Annotated in this window: 14 protein-coding genes; 4 read left to right on the top strand and 10 right to left on the bottom strand. The window is 73.5% G+C overall.

Annotation, left to right across the window (positions count from 1 at the left end; genetic code table 11):
* Positions 1-26: 26 nt before the first annotated feature.
* Positions 27-1,295, bottom strand: a complete 1,269-nt coding sequence (locus tag ACIP93_RS26050) for a TolB family protein (RefSeq protein WP_401762141.1) — start codon at positions 1,293-1,295, stop codon at positions 27-29.
* A 215-nt stretch (positions 1,296-1,510) separates the two neighbouring features.
* Here ACIP93_RS26050 and ACIP93_RS26045 point away from each other — a divergent pair, with 215 nt between their 5' ends.
* Complete coding sequence (locus ACIP93_RS26045; RefSeq protein ID WP_401762139.1) at positions 1,511-2,335, top strand: endonuclease/exonuclease/phosphatase family protein; 825 nt, start codon at positions 1,511-1,513, stop codon at positions 2,333-2,335.
* Complete coding sequence (locus ACIP93_RS26040) at positions 2,332-3,504, top strand: amidase family protein (RefSeq protein ID WP_401762137.1); 1,173 nt, start codon at positions 2,332-2,334, stop codon at positions 3,502-3,504. Before ACIP93_RS26045 ends, ACIP93_RS26040 begins: the two co-directional genes overlap by 4 nt.
* 503 nt (positions 3,505-4,007) lie before the next feature.
* Here ACIP93_RS26040 and ACIP93_RS26035 read toward each other — a convergent pair.
* The 4 genes from ACIP93_RS26035 to ACIP93_RS26020 all read right to left on the bottom strand — a co-directional run bounded on the left by ACIP93_RS26035 (position 4,008) and on the right by ACIP93_RS26020 (position 7,586).
* Entirely contained in the window at positions 4,008-5,099 is a 1,092-nt protein-coding gene (locus ACIP93_RS26035; protein ID WP_345228227.1) for a branched-chain amino acid aminotransferase, read from the bottom strand.
* Positions 5,100-5,356: 257 nt separating this feature from the next.
* A complete protein-coding gene (locus ACIP93_RS26030; RefSeq protein WP_401762135.1) occupies positions 5,357-6,400 on the bottom strand; it encodes a 3-isopropylmalate dehydrogenase in 1,044 nt (347 codons plus the stop codon).
* A gap of 84 nt (positions 6,401-6,484) precedes the next feature.
* Positions 6,485-6,637, bottom strand: coding sequence for a hypothetical protein (locus ACIP93_RS26025; RefSeq protein WP_345229192.1), 153 nt, complete (start codon positions 6,635-6,637; stop codon positions 6,485-6,487).
* 394 nt (positions 6,638-7,031) lie between these two features.
* The gene (locus ACIP93_RS26020; protein WP_345228232.1) at positions 7,032-7,586 is read right to left on the bottom strand and encodes a GNAT family N-acetyltransferase; all 555 of its coding nucleotides are present in this window, start codon (positions 7,584-7,586) and stop codon (positions 7,032-7,034) included.
* A gap of 112 nt (positions 7,587-7,698) precedes the next feature.
* On the opposite strand from ACIP93_RS26020, the gene ACIP93_RS26015 reads away from it, so the two are divergent.
* Positions 7,699-8,526: a DUF1206 domain-containing protein gene (locus ACIP93_RS26015; protein WP_345228234.1), complete on the top strand. Its 828-nt coding sequence runs from the start codon at positions 7,699-7,701 to the stop codon at positions 8,524-8,526.
* A 101-nt stretch (positions 8,527-8,627) separates the two neighbouring features.
* On the opposite strand, the gene pruA is transcribed toward ACIP93_RS26015, so the two are convergent.
* Positions 8,628-10,259 (bottom strand): L-glutamate gamma-semialdehyde dehydrogenase, encoded by a 1,632-nt coding sequence (gene pruA, locus ACIP93_RS26010; protein WP_401762132.1) that lies wholly within the window; start codon positions 10,257-10,259, stop codon positions 8,628-8,630.
* A 62-nt stretch (positions 10,260-10,321) separates the two neighbouring features.
* Positions 10,322-11,248 carry a proline dehydrogenase family protein gene (locus tag ACIP93_RS26005; RefSeq protein ID WP_345228238.1) on the bottom strand — a complete coding sequence of 309 codons (927 nt, stop codon included), beginning with the start codon at positions 11,246-11,248 and terminating at the stop codon, positions 10,322-10,324.
* Positions 11,249-11,441: 193 nt separating this feature from the next.
* On the opposite strand from ACIP93_RS26005, the gene ACIP93_RS26000 reads away from it, so the two are divergent.
* A complete protein-coding gene (locus ACIP93_RS26000) occupies positions 11,442-12,614 on the top strand; it encodes a PucR family transcriptional regulator (protein WP_401762128.1) in 1,173 nt (390 codons plus the stop codon).
* A gap of 31 nt (positions 12,615-12,645) precedes the next feature.
* Here ACIP93_RS26000 and ACIP93_RS25995 read toward each other — a convergent pair whose 3' ends face one another.
* The 3 genes from ACIP93_RS25995 to ACIP93_RS25985 form a co-directional block, all read right to left on the bottom strand.
* Positions 12,646-13,173 (bottom strand): hypothetical protein, encoded by a 528-nt coding sequence (locus ACIP93_RS25995; RefSeq protein WP_401762125.1) that lies wholly within the window; start codon positions 13,171-13,173, stop codon positions 12,646-12,648.
* On the bottom strand, positions 13,170-13,877 hold the full coding sequence (locus ACIP93_RS25990; protein ID WP_401762123.1) for a hypothetical protein: 708 nt from the start codon (positions 13,875-13,877) through the stop codon (positions 13,170-13,172). The genes ACIP93_RS25995 and ACIP93_RS25990 overlap by 4 nt, the downstream gene beginning before the upstream one ends.
* Positions 13,878-13,942: 65 nt before the next feature.
* Positions 13,943-16,366: a Tox-REase-5 domain-containing protein gene (locus tag ACIP93_RS25985; RefSeq protein WP_401762120.1), complete on the bottom strand. Its 2,424-nt coding sequence runs from the start codon at positions 16,364-16,366 to the stop codon at positions 13,943-13,945.
* Positions 16,367-16,433 lie beyond the last annotated feature (67 nt).

Genomic DNA, 16,433 nt, shown 5'->3' with positions numbered 1-16,433 from the left:
CCCCCGGGCCGGCCCGGAGGAGGCGGCTACTTCAGGTGGCGGACGTAGACGTGGTGGTCGTCCTGCGTGTCGCCCGGCACCAGGTCCGGGGAGGAGGAGCCGAAGACGACGCGGGAGCCCCCGCCGTCGACGGCCGGGTCGTGCGCGCCGTCCTTGCTCGGCCTGCCCGCGGTGTCGGCGCTGACCAGTCGGGTGGCGCCGGTCCGCAGGTCGCGCAGGTACACCCGGTCCGTGCGGTTCGGGTCGTTCGCGTCCGCGCTGACGAACGCCAGGTGGCGGCCGTCCGCGCTCAGCGCGCCGAAGCTCGTGTGGTCGGCCTTGCGCACGCCGTCGACGCGCCGTACCGAACCGGTCTCCAGGTCCCGGACGTGCACGTTGTGCGCGCCGTTGGTGTCGCCCGGGGTGAGCCGGGAGTCCAGCGAGCTGAACGCCACGTACCGGCCGTCGGCGCTGAGCCGCGTCTGCTCGGACTGCCCGTCGGAGACGGCCCCGGCGGGCGGCTTGTCCGCCTCGTACAGCTTTCCGGTGCGCACGTCGCGGACGTGGATGTCGCTCCAGTCGCCGCGCGAGGGCTGCGGGGAGAAGAACTGGTACGCCACCCGCTGTCCGTCACCGCTGATGGACAGGGACGTGGCCGAGCGGGGCCGCTCGGTGGTCGAGGGCTCGCTGATCCGTACCGTCCGGCCGGTGCCGCGGTCGAGCCGGTAGGCGCGGGTGTGCTGGTCGGGCTCGAAGGAGTGCTCCGAGCGCGACGCCGTGAAGGCCACGTACCGGCCGTCGGCGCTCAGCCGCACGCCGCCCGAGGTGTCGTAGCCCGGCGCGACGGCGTCCTTGACGCGTTCGACGGCTCCGGTACGGAGGTTCTTGACGTACGCGTGGACCTGTCCGCCGGTGTCGCCGGGGGCGAGGTTGGTCGCGGCCGAGACGAAGGCGACGTGGGTGCCGTCGGCGCTGATCGTCGGACCGTCGGCCGGGCCGTCGGCCTGGGCGCCGTTCGCGGCGGTGGAGACCCGGACCGTGGTGCCCTCGGCCAAGTCGCGCAGGAAGACGTCCGACGCGTTGTTCGTGTCGCCCGGGACGAGGTTGGCGGCCTCGGACCGGAAGACGACGTACCGGCCGTCGCGGCTGATCTCCGCGTCCGAGGCCCCCTTGGCCGCCTCGGCCCCGCCGGAGGAGACGCTGGCCTTCTCGGTGCGGGGCGCGGGGGCCGGGGCGGCGGTGGCGGACGGCAGGGTCAGGGCCGTCAGGGCGGCGACGACGGCCGCGCCCAGTGCGGTGCGTGTTGCTGCGTGCATGGTGTAACTCCCCGTGTTGGCAAGGTGGTTGACGGGCCTGCTGGGACGGCCCGTCAGTAGAAGGGACGACGTCCGCGACGGCTTGGTTCACCGGGACGGGCACGGATGGGAAGGACGTCGGGCCGGTGCCGCCCCGCCCCGTGCGCCGGTTCAGCGCCCTCCCGAGGAGCCCGCCGGGTGCGCGCCGGGCGTGCGCCGGGCTATAGGTTCGGCGCATGCGCGTAGTGACGTGGAACCTGTGGTGGCGGTTCGGTCCGTGGGACGCCCGCCGAAGAGCGATCCTCGACGTGTTGCGGGACCAGCGGGCGGACGTCCTGGTGCTTCAGGAGGTCTGGGCCGACGAGCGGGAGAACCTGGCCGGTTGGCTCGCCGGGGAGCTGGGGCTCGGGCACTGGACGTGGGTGCGGTTCGCGGAGCCGCACCACTGGCGGCGGCGGACCGACCAGGACGCCTCCGACATCGGGGTGGCGGTCCTCAGCCGGTGGCCGATCGGCGAGGAGGCCGCGGTGCGGCTGCCCGCCGGCGGGGCCGTCGACAACGGGCGGATGGCGCTGTACGCGCGGGTGGACGCGCCCTTCGGGCCGGTGCCGGTGTTCACCACCCACCTGAACTCGGCCGTGCACGACTCCGCCGCGCGCTGTGCGCAGGTGGGCGCCCTGCACCGGTTCGTGGCGGAGCACCGGGGCGACGGGCCGTTCCCGCCCGTGGTCGCCGGGGACTTCAACGCCTGGCCGGACGCGGACGAGATCCGGCTCATGGGCGGGTACAAGACCGCGCCGCCGGTGGCCGGGCAGGTCTTCGTGGACGCGTGGGAGTACGCGGAGCCCGGCGCCCCGTACGCCACCTGGGACGCCGGGAACGGATACCACTCCCCCGGCCCGAGCACCCGGATCGACTACGTGTTCCTGGGCGTGCCGGGCCCCGGCGGGCTGGGCGCGGTGGAGTCGGTGGCCCGCTTCGGGCACGGGGCGGTGGACGGGGTGTGGCCGTCCGACCACGCGGGTGTACGGGTGGACCTGGCGACGGGAGAGCCGCGATGAGGGCGGCCGAGCTGGCCGGACGGGACGCGGGGACACAGGCGTTCGTGACGTACGCCGATCCGCCGCCGGAGTTCTCGGCGGGGCCGCTGAGCGGGGTCGCGGTCGGCGTGAAGGACATCGTCCGGGTGGACGGGATGCCGACCGGCGGCGGCTCCACGCTCCCGCCCGAGGCCCTTGCCGGGCCGCAGGCGACCGTGGTCCGCAGGCTGCTGGCGGCGGGGGCGTACGTGGCGGGCAAGACGGTGACCGCGGAGTTCGCGATCCTGGCGCCGGGCCCGACCCGCAACCCGCACAACCCGGCGCACACGCCCGGGGGTTCGAGCAGCGGCTCGGCGGCGGCGGTCGCGGCGGGCCTGGTGCCGCTGGCCGTGGGCACGCAGACGGTCGGCTCGATGATCCGTCCGGCGGCGTACTGCGGGGTGGTCGGCTTCAAGCCGACGTTCGGGCGGATTCCGGTGGACGGGGTCCTTCCGAACGCGCCCTCGTTCGACACGCTGGGCCTGTACGCGGCCGACGTGGCCGGGGTCGCGGTCGCGGCGGGCGTGGTGTGCGACGGCTGGACAAACCCCGGCCCGCCGGCCCCGCCGGTCCTCGGCGTACCCGAAGGGCCGTACCTGGAGCAGGCGTCGGCGGAGGCGCGGGATGCCTTCGCAGGTCACGTACGGGCACTGCGGGACGCCGGGTACGAGGTGCGGCGGGTGCGGGTGATGGCGGACTTCGAGGAGGTGCGGCGGCAACTGTTCACCATGAACCGGTACGAGGCGGTGCGCTCACACGCGCCGTGGTTCGGGAAGTACGGGCACCTGTACCGGGAGGAGACCGTGGCGGTCCTGCGCGAGGGCGAGGGGATCACGGACGCGGCGTACGGGGCGGCCCGCGCCGCCCGGGAGGTCTTCCGGGAGCGGCTGGCGGGGGCGGCGCACGCGGCGGGGGTCGACGTGTGGGTGACCCCGGCGGCCACCGGCCCGGCGCCGGCGTCGCTGTCCACGACCGGGAGCTCGGTGATGTCCCTGCCGTGGAGCCACGCGGGGCTGCCGTCGGTGTGCCTCCCGGCGGGCCGGGCGGGGAACGGGCTGCCGCTGGGGGTGCAGTGCGTGGCGGGGGCGGGCCGGGACGAGGCGCTCCTCGCCTGGTCGGCGGGCTTGGCGGAAGTCCTGCGGGACCTCTAGACCACCCTCCACGCTGCCGCCCCGGGGTCGGGCGGAGCGCTCCACCCGACCCCACCGCGACTGGTCACCCAGCCCCTGCACCCCTGCCGGGCTCCCTCCCCCCACTCCCCCCGCCCCCTTGGACGTCGCAGCCGCCCTGCCACCCCCGCTCCCTTGGGCGACGGGGCCGCCCCAAGGGGGCGAGGGGGGGCACCCCCTGCTCGAGCGAAGCCGAGAGCTTGGGGGAGGGCGGGCAAGGGGGCGGCCCCTCCCGCTCCCGGCCCACCCGGGTGCCGCCCCTGCCCGAGCGCCTGCGCCGGGCACGCTCCTCCGCCAAGGCCGAGAGCTGAGCCCCCGCACCGGGACACCCAGCCTCGTCCGCTCGGGCAGGAGAGGCCCCGGACCCGCCCCTCCACCTAAAGCGCTCGCCGCGCGGCTGCCCAGGGTTCACTGCGGATGCGTCGTGGCCGGTCGCGCAGTTCCCCGCGCCCCTGGACGGGGCACAGCGCCGGGGCCCGGGTCCGTTACGCCAGCTCGTGCATCCAGCCGTGCGCATCCCGCGCCTTCCCCGTCTGGATCTCCAGCAGCGCCTTGCGCAGAGCCATCGTCACCCGGCCCGGCTCGCCGTCCGCCGTCGTCCACTCCGCCGCGGCGGACTTCACGTGGCCGACCGGCGTGATCACCGCCGCCGTACCGCACGCGAAGACCTCGGTGAGTGCCCCGGACTCGGCGTCCGCACGCCACTGGTCGGTGGAGACGCGGCCCTCCTCCGAGGTGTAGCCCAGGTCGCCCGCGAGCTGGAGGAGCGTGTCGCGGGTCACGCCCGCGAGGAGGGAGCCCGTCAGCTCCGGGGTGACGATCCTGTCGCCGTACACGAAGTACAGGTTCATGCCGCCCATCTCCTCGACCCACTTGTGGTCGAGCGCGTCCAGCCAGACCACCTGGTCGCAGCCCTTCTCGGCGGCCTCGGCCTGGGCCAGCAGCGACGCCGCGTAGTTGCCGCCGGTCTTGGCGTACCCCATGCCGCCCGGCACGGCGCGGACGTAGTTCTCCGAGAGCCAGACCGAGACCGGCTTCACGCCGCCCGGGAAGTAGGCGCCCGCCGGGGAGGCGATCACGATGAAGAGGTACTCGTTGGCCGGGCGCACGCCCAGCCCGACCTCCGTGGCGATCATGAAGGGGCGCAGGTAGAGGGACTCCTCGCCGCCGTGCGGCGGGACCCAGGCCGCGTCCTGCTTGACCAGCGCGTCGCACGCCGCGATGAAGGTCTCGACCGGCAGCTCCGGCATGGCCAGGCGGTGCGCGGAGGACTGGAAGCGCTTGGCGTTGGCCTCCGGCCGGAAGGTGGCGACCGAGCCGTCGGGGCGGCGGTAGGCCTTCAGGCCCTCGAAGATCTCCTGCGCGTAGTGCAGGGTCATGTTCGCCGGGTCGATGGAGAGCGGGGCGTACGGCACGAGCTGCGCGTCGTGCCAGCCGCGGCCCTCCGTCCAGCGGATGGTGACCATGTGGTCGGTGAAGTGGCGGCCGAACCCGGGGTTGGCGAGGATCGCCTCGCGCTCCGCTTCGGACAGCGGCGTGGAAGAGGGCTTGAGCTCGATCGTCGTGGGCGTCGTCATGAGTGCGTGTCCTTCACCGGTGTGTTGGGAGAGGGCCGCGTCACGCCTTCCGCCACATGTCAGTCACATGGAGGACGTCCGAGCTTCCTCTCGTACCGCGACCCTGCGTTCGATTATCGCGCGCGCAGGGACCGGTACGAAACGGGGTCTTTGACGTGGGGTGCGGCCCAGGGATCGATGGTCGCACCCGGGGCCGGAAAAGGAACAGCCGCCGGGTGTCGGGACCCGGCGGCTGTCACTGCGGAACGACAGGCGGGTCAGCCCGCTACTCGGGCCGCGAGCGCGTCGCCGATCTCGTCCGTGGTGCGGACGGCGGAGGCGGTGCGCTCGGCGAGGTCGGCGGAGACCGCCGCTTCGATGCGGGCGGCCTCGGACTCGTGCCCGAGGTGGCGGAGCAGGAGCGCGACGGAGAGGACCGTGGCCGTCGGGTCGGCCTTGCCCTGGCCCGCGATGTCGGGCGCGGAGCCGTGCACGGGCTCGAACATCGACGGGAACTCGCCCGTCGGGTTGATGTTGCCGGAGGCGGCCAGGCCGATTCCGCCGGAGACGGCGGCGGCGAGGTCGGTGAGGATGTCGCCGAAGAGGTTGTCGGTGACGATGACGTCGAAGCGCTCCGGCTGCGTGACGAAGAAGATCGTCGCGGCGTCGACGTGCAGGTAGTCCGTGGTGACGGACGGGTACTCGGCGGCGACGCGGTCGAAGGTGTTCTTCCACAGGTGGCCGGCGTAGACGAGCACGTTGTTCTTGTGCACCAGCGTCAGCTTCTTGCGGGGGCGGGCCGCCGCGCGCTCGAAGGCGTCGCGGACCACGCGCTCCACGCCGTACGCCGTGTTGAGGCTGACCTCGGTGGCCACCTCGGCGGGCGTGCCGGTGCGCAGGCTGCCGCCGTTGCCGGTGTAGGGGCCCTCGGTGCCTTCGCGTACGACGACGAAGTCGATCTCGGGGCGGCCCGCGAGCGGCGTCGAGGTGTTCGGGAACAGCTTCGACGGACGCAGGTTGATGTAGTGGTCGAAGGCGAAGCGCAGCTTGAGGAGCAGTCCGCGCTCCAGGACGCCGGACGGGACCGAGGGGTCGCCGATCGCGCCGAGGAGGATCGCGTCGTGCTGCCGCAGGGCGGCCATCTCCGCGTCGGGGAGGGTCTCTCCCGTGCGGTGCCAGCGCCGGGCGCCGAGGTCGTACTCCTTGGTCTCCAGCTTCACGTCCTGCGGAAGGACGGAGTTGAGGACCTTCAGGCCCTGGGCCACGACCTCCCGGCCGATGCCGTCACCGGGGATCACTGCGAGATTGATGCTGCGAGACATGCTCGGACCCTACTCCGCGTCCCAGGGGATGACACGTCGCGTCCGCCATGTGGACGCGACGGTCACCCTGCGGCGGGCGGCGGCTCAGTGCCCCGTCTCGCCGCCGTTGTCACGGCGGTCCAGGGCGCGCTGGAGGGCGGCGGCCGCCTGCTTGCGGTCGGCGGCCTCGACGGAGCGGGAGGCGTGGCGGACGCGGCGGGCGGTGGCGGAGTGCAGGGTGATCGAGGTCTCGGACACGGGGGATCGACTCCTTCAGAGGCATGGACGTGCATGAGGGGACTGCTGCATCTGTGAGGCGCCGGAATGCGGCGGGGGGCGGGTGCGGCAGGGGTTGCCTGCTTCGGGGCACCGGCCCGCGGCCGCCAGTCGCTGATGGAGCGAGACGTTCGGCTCCTACAAAGCTAGGACAGGTCCGCGCGACTGTCTCCACAATTAGTCGGACTTCCTACTATCTGAGACGCGATCATGGACGGACGCACGGCCCCGCCCCATCGGACGGACGTCTGTCCGGTACGTCCTGCCGGTCGCATCCGGCCGTGGGCGGGGGCTCGGCCGCCCCGGCGCCGAAGCGGGACGCCCGCGGGGGCGTGGCGGGCCCGGGGAGGCGGGCCACGGCGGAACGGAGCCGCCGTCACAGCACGTCGCCGTCCCGCCAGTCGAAGAAGAGCGTCGCCTCCGGGTCGGGGAGGGGCTGCCCCGGGGCGGGCCGTACGTACGTCGTGCCCTCCTCGTCCGGCAGGGGTACGACGCCGCTCGGGCCCAACGCGGCCAGGCCGCCGGGCCACACCTGCCAGCCCCGGCCCGCGTAGAGCGCGGCCCCCGCGTCGGACGCGGACAGGGCGCCGAGGACGTACGCGCGGTCGGCGATCTCCTCCAGGGCGGCCATGATCCGCCCGGCCAGCCCCTCCCGGCGGCGGTCGGCCCGTACGGCCACGGCTTCGACGTAACCGACGCGCAGCGAGCGGCCGCGGTGCAGGACGCGGCGCGGGACGAGGCTCCCGTGCGCGAGGACCGCCCCGTCACGCGGGTCGGTGACCAGGGCGTGCATGCCGCCCAGCGCGTGGTCCCAGTCCTCGTCCGTGAAGTCGCCGTCGAACGCGGCGTCGAGGAGGGTGCGGACGCCGGCGAGGTCGGCGGGGTCGAGGTGGGCGGTATGGGCGAGGCGCGGCGCGGTGTACTCGGTCATGCCCAGCACTCTCGCAGGTCGGCGACCGGCGCCCGCCCCGTGCGCGCGTTCGTTTCCGCATCCCCGCCCGGGGCACACGCCAGCCGACGAGAAAGGCTGGAGGCGAACCCGTATGAACGCCACGAGTGCGACCGGAACGGCGAGGCGGGCGGCCCGCAGCGACACCATGAAGTACGCGGCCCGTGCGGGATTCGCCGCGCGCGGAGTGATCCACCTGCTCATCGGGGCGCTCGCCCTGCAGATCGCCCTGGGCGGCGGCGGCAAGTCCGCCGACCAGGGCGGGGCACTGGCGGAGATAGCCGAGAAGCCGTTCGGGAAGGTGCTGCTGTGGGCCCTGGGCATCGGCTTGCTCGCGATGTCCCTGTGGCAGCTCACGGAAGCACTGTTCGGCTCGGTGGGCCCGGACGGCGACAAGCCGAAGAAGCGGCTGCTGGCCGCCGGTATGTTCGTCTTCTACGGCTTCGTCTCGTACTCGGTGCTGGCCTTCGCGGTCGGCAGCAAGGGCAGCGGCGACGGCGCCAGCGACAAGGAGTCGCAGGACGTCACCGCGAAGGTGATGGAGCTTCCGGCCGGACGGTGGCTGGTCGGCGTGGCGGCGCTGGTGGTCGTCGGGATCGGCGTGGGCATCGCCGTCCAGGCGATCCGGCGCAAGTACCACAAGGAAATGAAGAGGGGCGAGATGTCCCGCCGGACCCGGCAGTTCGTGGACGTCACCGGGGTCGGCGGCGGGGTGGCGCGCGGCCTGGTCTTCGTGGTCGCGGGCGGCTTCGCGGTGGCGGCGGCGGTGGCGTTCGACCCGAACAAGGCCAAGGGCATGGACGACACGATCCGCAGCTTCCGGGAGACCCCGGTGGGCCCCTGGCTGCTGGTGCTGCTGGCGGTCGGCCTGATGCTGTTCGGCGTGTTCTCCTTCGCGATGGCCCGCTGGCGCAAGCTCTGACGCCCGCCCGCACCGGACGGGGGCCGGACACGACACCGCCCCCGTCCGATGTGGGGTCGGACGGGGGCGGGGATCAGGGGCTGCCGGCGCGGCCCAGGGGCTCAGCCCTGGTGCGGGTAGCGGTAGTCGGTCGGCGGGACCAGGGTCTCCTTGATGGCCCGGGTCAGGGTCCAGCGCTGGAGGTTCTGGGGGGCGCCGGCCTTGTCGTTCGTACCGGAGGCGCGGCCTCCGCCGAACGGCTGCTGGCCGACGACGGCGCCCGTCGACTTGTCGTTGATGTAGAAGTTGCCCGCGGCGTAGCGCAGCTTCTCCATCGTGTGGGCGGCCGCGGCGCGGTCGTTGGCGATGACGGCGCCGGTCAGGGCGTAGTCGGAGACCGACTCCATCTGCTCCAGCATCGCGTCGTACTGGTCGTCCTCGTAGACGTGGACGGCCAGGATCGGGCCGAAGTACTCGGTCGTGAAGACCTCGTTGGCCGGGTCCGAGCACTCGATGACGGTCGGGCGCACGAAGTAGCCGACCGAGTCGTCGTAGGTGCCGCCCGCGACGATCGTGCAGGAGGAGTCCTCCTTGGCCCGGTCGATCGCGGCCTTGTTCTTCGCGAAGGAACGCTCGTCGATGACGGCGCCGATGAAGTTGTCCAGGTCGGTGACGTCACCCATGGTGATGCCGTCGACCTCGGCCGCGAACTCCTCCTTGAAGCCGTCGTTCCAGATGGAGGCCGGAACGTAGGCGCGCGAGGAGGCCGAGCACTTCTGGCCCTGGTACTCGAAGGAGCCGCGGGTCAGCGCGGTCTTCAGGACGGCGCGGTCGGCGCTGGGGTGCGCGACGACGAAGTCCTTGCCGCCGGTCTCGCCGACGAGACGCGGGTACGTGCGGTACTTGGCGATGTTCTCGCCGACCGTCTTCCACAGGTACTGGAAGGTCGGGGTGGAGCCGGTGAAGTGGATGCCGGCCAGGTCGCGGTGGTTGAGGGCGACCTCGGAGACGGCGATGCCGTCGCCGGTGACCAGGTTGATGACGCCCTTGGGCAGCCCGGCCTCCTCCAGGAGCTGCATGAGCAGCACGGCGGCGTGGGTCTGCGTCGGGGACGGCTTCCACACGACGACATTGCCCATCAGGGCCGGGGCGGTGGGCAGGTTGCCCGCGATGGCCGTGAAGTTGAACGGCGTGATCGCGTAGACGAAGCCCTCGAGCGGGCGGTGGTCCATGCGGTTCCACACGCCGGGCGCGTTCGCCGGGGGCTGCTCGGAGAGGATGTCGCGGGCGTACTTGACGTTGAAGCGCCAGAAGTCGACGAGCTCGCACGGGGTGTCGATCTCGGCCTGCTGGGCGGTCTTGGACTGGCCGAGCATGGTGGAGGCGGCCAGGGTCTCGCGCCATGGGCCGCTCAGCAGCTCGGCGGCGCGCAGGATGATCGCGGCGCGGTCGTCGAAGGACATCGCGCGCCACGCCGGGGCGGCGGCCAGGGCGGCGTCGATCGCGTCCTGGGCGTCCTGCGTGGTGGCGTTGGCGTAGGTGCCGATGACCGACTTGTGGTTGTGCGGCTGACGGACGTCGAAGCGCTCGCCGCCGCCCATCCGCTTGACGCCGCCGATGGTGCACGGCAGGTCGATCGGGTTCTCGGCCAGCTCCTTGAGCTTGGCCTCCAGGCGGGCGCGCTCCGGCGAGCCGGGGGCGTAGGAGTGCACCGGCTCGTTGACCGGGGCGGGGACCTGGGTCACTGCGTCCATGTGTTCCGTGGCTCCTTGCGTCGGGGTGTCGTCGGGGAGGGGTGTCCGGGGGCTGCCGGAGGTCAGTTCTTGGTGATGACGGAGCGGCCGAAGAAGAGCAGGTTCGCGGGCTTCTCGGCGAGGCGGCGCATGAAGTAGCCGTACCAGTCGGTGCCGTACGCCGTGTAGACGCGCATCCGGTGGCCCTCGGCGGCGAGCCGGACGTGCTCCTCGCTGCGGATGCCGTACAGCATCTGGAACTCGTACTCGTCCAGCTTGCGCCCGGCGCGCCGGGCCAGCTCCTGGGAGATGGCGATCAGGCGCGGGTCGTGGGACCCGATCATCGGGTAGCCGTCGCCCTCCATCAGGATCTTCGTGATCCGGACGTACGCCTTGTCGATCTCGGCCTTGTCCTGGTACGCGACGGAGGAGGGCTCCTTGTAGGCGCCCTTTACGATGCGCACGCGGCTGCCGGCGGCGGCCAGCCGGCGGGCGTCGTCCTCGGTGCGGAAGAGGTAGGCCTGGATGACGCAGCCGGTCTGCGGGAAGTCCTTCCGCAGCTCCTCGTGGATGGCGAACATCGAGTCGAGCGTGGTGTGGTCCTCGGCGTCCAGGGTGACCGTGGTGCCGATCGCGGCGGCGGCCTCGACGACGGGACGGACGTTCGCGAGGGCCAGCTCGTGGCCGCCCTCCAGCGCCTGGCCGAACATGGACAGCTTCACGGACATCTCGGCGCGCTCGCCCAGGCCCAGGTCCTCGAGGTGCGCGATCAGGTCGAGGTACGCGTCACGGGCGGCGTACGACTGCTCGCGGGTCGTGATGTCCTCGCCGACGACGTCCAGGGTCACTTCGAGGCCCTTGGCGGCGGCGTCCTTGACGATCGGGACCACCTGGTCGACGGTCTCGCCCGCGATGAAGCGGCTCACGACCTGTTTGGTGCCCGGGGCAGCCGAGACGAAACGGCGCATCTGGTCGCTGCGCGATGCGGCGAGGATCACGGGACCCAGCACGGGGCACCTCCACGAGTAAGTGTCGAAGGGGCCGCCTACCAGGTCTTTTGTGACAGAACTGGGACGGCACGGATAACCACGGTGAAATCTAGGGAGCGCGCCGAGCCTGGACTATCGACAGCTGTCACGCATCCCGGGCCGCCACCTCATACAGATGTCTGAAGATGCCGTACGCCGGTGCGAGAATGGGGGCGTGAATGCCGATTACCAGGACCTGGTCGATGAGATCTCCGCCCTGCTGGGCGCCCCCGCCACCCTTGAGGACCGGGATTTCCGGCTGATCGCCTTCGGCGCGCACGACAGCGAGGACGCCGGGGCGATGGACCCGGTCCGCACCCGCTCGATCCTGACCCGGCGCTCCACCACCGAGGTCCGCGCCTGGTTCGAACGCTTCGGCATCACGACCGCCGCGGGCCCGGTCCGCATCCCGGCGGACCCGGCGGCGGGCGTCCTGCGCGGCCGCCTCTGCCTTCCCGTACGCCACAGGGGCACCGTCTACGGGTACGTCTGGCTGCTGGCCGCCGACGACTCGGTGCCCGCTCTCCCCGAGCCGGCGCTCGACGCGGCGATGGCGGTGTGCGGCCGGATCGGCACCCAGCTCGCCGACGAGGCGCGGGCCCGCGCCGACCTCGGCCCCCGCCTCAACACGCTCCTGACCTCCGACTCCGACGAACGCCGCGCCTCGGCCCTGGCCACGCTCTCCGCCCCGCTGGGCGGGGGCGGCCCGTACGGGCTGGTGTGCGTCGCCCCGTGGCAGGCCCCGGTCCCGGGCGTGCGTACGGTGCCGGGCGCGTCCGTGCTGACCCTGGTGCCGGTGCCGGGCGCGTCCGGGCCGCGGCTGGCGGTCCTGGTCCGGCTGAGCGCGGGCGGCGAGCTCGGCCCGGCGCACGGGGCGGCGCGGGCGCTGCTGGGCACGGGGCCGGGCGGCGGGGCGGGCGCGGCCCCGCTCCGGGCCGCGGGCCTCAGCACTCCGGTGCGCAGCCTGGCCGACCTGCCCGCCGCCTGGCGCGAGGCGTCCGCCGCCGCGCGGGCGGCACTGGCCCGCCCGCACCTGGGCCCGGTGGCGGAGTGGTCGGCGATCGGCCCCTACCGCCTGCTCGCCGCGCTCCCGGACAGCGGCCCCGGCCACCCGGTGGACCCCGCGGTGAGCCCCCTCCTCGCCCCCGCGCACGCCGAACTCGCCCGCACCGCCGAGGTGTTCCTCGACTGCGCGGGCCAGGCGGGCCGCACCGCGACCGCCCTCAACATCCACCGCCAGACCCTCTACTACCGGCTCTCCCGGGTCGAGCAGCTCACCGGCCTGGACCTGCACGAGGGCGAGGACCGCCTCCTGCTGCACATGTCCCTGAAGGCCGCCAGGCTCTGAACGGGCCCCGCTCGGAGCGCGCTGCGGGCGCCTACTCCTCCAGTTCCCTGATCGGCCGGTCCGTCACCACGGCGATCAGGAAGTGCGCGGTGTCGCCGTCGATCTGGTTGGCGGAGATCCCGACCCAGCGGTCGGCGTCGCCGTCGGGCGCCCGCACCGGGCCCCAGACCCGCAGGTCCCCGAAGGCGTCGAGGCGGCGCAGCTCGGTGTACAGCGGCGGCACGGGCTCGTCGGCCGTCGCCCGGAAGACGGCGACCGCCATGCCGACCTCCTCGTGCCCGCCCCAGCGGGCGTCCAACTCCGCCGCCAGCGCGTCGAGATGACCGGACGCCTGCTCCTCGGCGGCGTCCCATTCCCGGCCGTGCACCCCGTGCAGGTCCTCCCCCGCCCAGAGTTCGGCGATCACGAAGCCCTCGCCCCGGGAGGACAGCCAGTTCCCGGTGTACTTCTGCCGCTCGTCCGTGGTCGGCCCGGACGCCGGGACCTCTCCGGCGAGGAGCGCCTCGATCTCGGCCCGGGCCCGCGCGGCCTCGAAGGTCTCGCCGCCGCGCGCGTTCACAGCTTGCTCCGGTCCATCGGCTTGGGCAGCGGCTGGAGCGCGCCGGACTCGCGCAGGCGCAGATAGGCGGCGAGTACGGCTTCGTGTTCGCCGGGCGGGGCGATGTCCAGGAGGACGCCGCCGGTGGAGAGCGGGGTGCGGACGGCCTCCAGGTCGTCGGGGACGAGGGCGGCGCGGGCCGGGGAGAGGTAGCTCAGGCGGCCGACACCGGGTTCACCGACCCGGGCCCCTGCCTCGCCCAGCGCGTCCAGAAGGTCGTGGTCGACCACGTTCCCGTAGTCCGGGTCCCACAGCTCGGCGAGCGCTGCGAGGAGTCCGGCTTCCGGGAGTTCACTTCCGTCCGGCCACTCGACGGTGACGAAGACCGCTTGCGTCAGGTGCCCGGAGACACCGCCGGTCCGGCCGGACACCGAGACCTCCCGGCCCGGCGCCCCTTCGCACACGAGGTGGGGCGCGACGCCGGTCTGGTCCGACCAGTCGTCCTCCGCCAGCTCTTCCTCGAGGACGGCCAGGAGCGAGGGCACATCGGGGCGCACGGGCAGCGCGGGCCCGTTCGCACGGATGCGGTGCCAGCCCTCCCCGCCGCCCGGCACGGCCTCGGGAAGCAGTTCGGCAAGTCTGTCCAGCGTCGCCTTCCAGCGGGACGCCAGGGCTTCCGCCGATTCCTTCCGGGGCCCCCACAGACCCCGCACCGTGCATTCCATCTCCGGCCTCCATCAGCTCCCGCGCACGCCGTGCGCCGCCCCACGTCACCCGTCTCCGGGGAAGGTTAGTCAAAGGCGTCCGGCTTCCTGGGACCTCCGGGCTCCCGCTTGGTGGTCTTCACCACGATCGGCATGTCCTTGCTCGCGAACAACTTCCGGGCGGCGGCGGCCACTTCCTTGTTGGAGAAGTGCCACTCGACGGTCTTGCCGTTCGCGGCGGCGAGCTGCCCCTGCGCCTCGGCCACGAACTTGTCCGCGCCGGATGTGGTGAGCTTCTTCTTGCCGGGCCGGGAGAGGTAGCTGTCGTATCCGTTCTTGGCCTCCAGGAACACCTGACGCCCGGAGTCCCAGCCGTCGAACTCCACCGCCCTCTTGCCCTTCTCCGGATGCGGTACGACGTACTCCCGGCCCCGCACGGTGCCCGTGATCTGCTCCTGATAGCGGAGCCAGGACTCGTTCTTGAAGGTGGGCGCGGGGTTGCGGTCCCGGCCGGCCCAGTAGCCGTCGCCGAGGTCGGCATCACCGAAAGCAGGCGTCTTCAGGTTCTTGGCGAAGGCGCCCGGCTGATAGTTGCGGGGGTCCTTCTTGTCCCCGTGCTTCGGCTCGGGCCACTTCTTCGCGTCCTTCACCGCCTGGGCCGCACGGGCCGGCTCCTCCGCGCGCTTCTGCGCCAGGTAGGCGGCCCGCTCCTGCTTGCGGGCCTCCTCCGCCTGCTTCCTGGCGGCCGTGTCGCAGCCCTCGTCGGCGAGGTGGCGGACGCGGGGCGCGGCTGCGGCCGCGACGAGGCCCGTACCGGAGCCGGGCACGCCGGACATGCCGGACACGCCGGGGGCGTACGGCAGGGCGATCGGGCAGCCCGTCCGCCGTGCCCGGTCCTCCGCCCTGTCGGCCGCCTCGTCGGCCTCCCTGGCGGCCTTCCGCGCCCCCTCCACGTCACCCGCCTCGGCCGCCCTGCGGGCCCGCTGGGCGGCGGCGCCGGCGTCCCCGGCCGCCTCCGCCGCCTCGGCGGCGCCCTTGGCGGCCCTGCCCAGGTGGGTGAACTTCCCGGCGACCTTGGCGACGTCGTAACCGGGGATGAAGAGCGAGCCGATGTTCCAGGCGACGTTGGCGACGGCGCGCGTCTTTTGGCCGTTGTTCCAGCGCTCGCGGACCTCGTCGCCGACGAAGAGGTCGTCGGCGATCCCCAGGGCGGACTCACCGGTGGCCCCGGCCCAGTCCCCCACGGCTCCCAGGTAGTCGCCGTCCGCCCACTTCCCCGGCGCGTCCTTGGCGTTCTCGGCCCATTCGCCGCCGATCTGCTCGCCCCACTCGCCGATGCCCGTCCAGGTGTCGGCGCTGAACAGTCCGAAGAAGCCGCTGACGTCACCGCCGATCCCGTCGACGACGACGCCCTGGAAGACCTGCCCGACCTTGTCGGCGGCGCACCCGAGCACGCCCCACCCGGAGCAGTCCTCCTCTTCTTCCTTCTGTTCCTTCTGTTCCTTCTCGGGTTCCTCCTGCGGCTGCTTGTCGTCGACCTGCTGCTGGGGGTCGTCCGGATCGGCCTCGGGCACGTCGTACCGGGCCTCGGGCTCCTGCTCCTCGCCCGGAGCGCCCTCCCCGCTCTCCCCGCCCTCCGGTCCGAGACCGTCGACGGGCGCCACGTCCTCATCGACGCCGCCCGCACCCCCGGTCTCCCCGGCACCACCCGTGCCCCCGATGCCACCCGCACCGCCCCCGGGACCACCGCCCCCGGCCCCGGCCCCGCCCACCGCACCCCACGCGTCCGCCCCGCCCGAGCCGCCGGCCGCGCCGCCCCGGGGCGGCCGGGCCTGTGGCACATCGCCGCCCCCGCCGCCCCCGCAGTCGGCGCCGCTCGTGATGGAGCAGACGGCCGTACGGAGCCCGTCCACGATCCGGCCGCCGAAGCCGGTCAGGGTGAGGGCGAGCACGATGCCCGCGATGACGACGACCAGCCCGGCGTACTCGACGGTCGACTGCCCCCGGTCCCGCCGCCACCGGATCATCCGGGGCAGCGAGAACCGCCACCCCCGAGGCCGCCGTACCTCCCCGCGCCCCGGCCGCCGGAACCACTCCCGGCTCTCCGCCCGCGTCAGGAACCACAGCGTCAACAGCGGCAGCACCAACTGCGCGAACCCGCGCCCCGACCCGCCCCCCGCATTGCCGACGGCCCCCACGACCAGCCACAGCTGTACGGCGACCAGCCCGCCCCGCACCCGCCGCCCGCCGGTGCGCACCCGGCGCGCCAGCAGCATCCCCGCCACCCCGGGCGCGGCCCCGTACAGCACCAGTCCGAAGAGCGCGGCCAACGGCCCGTCCACCGCGAGCCCGGACCCGAGCAGCCCGAGCCCGCCGAGCAGACTGCACGCGAAGAGGAGGTGTGCCAGCGCCCGCACCGCCGCCACGGGAAACGGCAGCGGAGGCGGGGAAGGGGCCGGCCCGGCGCGTACCGGAACCGGCTCCGCGGGTATGCCTCCGTGCGCCGTCATGCGTCACCCCGACTGCCTTGCCCCGCAAGCGGAACGCGGCGCGGGGCGGGTGGCCCACGCTAGGTGG

This window comes from Streptomyces sp. NPDC088745 (assembly GCF_044751045.1).
Taxonomy (GTDB): Bacteria; Actinomycetota; Actinomycetes; order Streptomycetales; family Streptomycetaceae; genus Streptomyces; species Streptomyces cremeus.
Note: the sequence above shows the minus strand (reverse complement) of the source record. Positions and strands in the feature narration are given on the sequence as shown.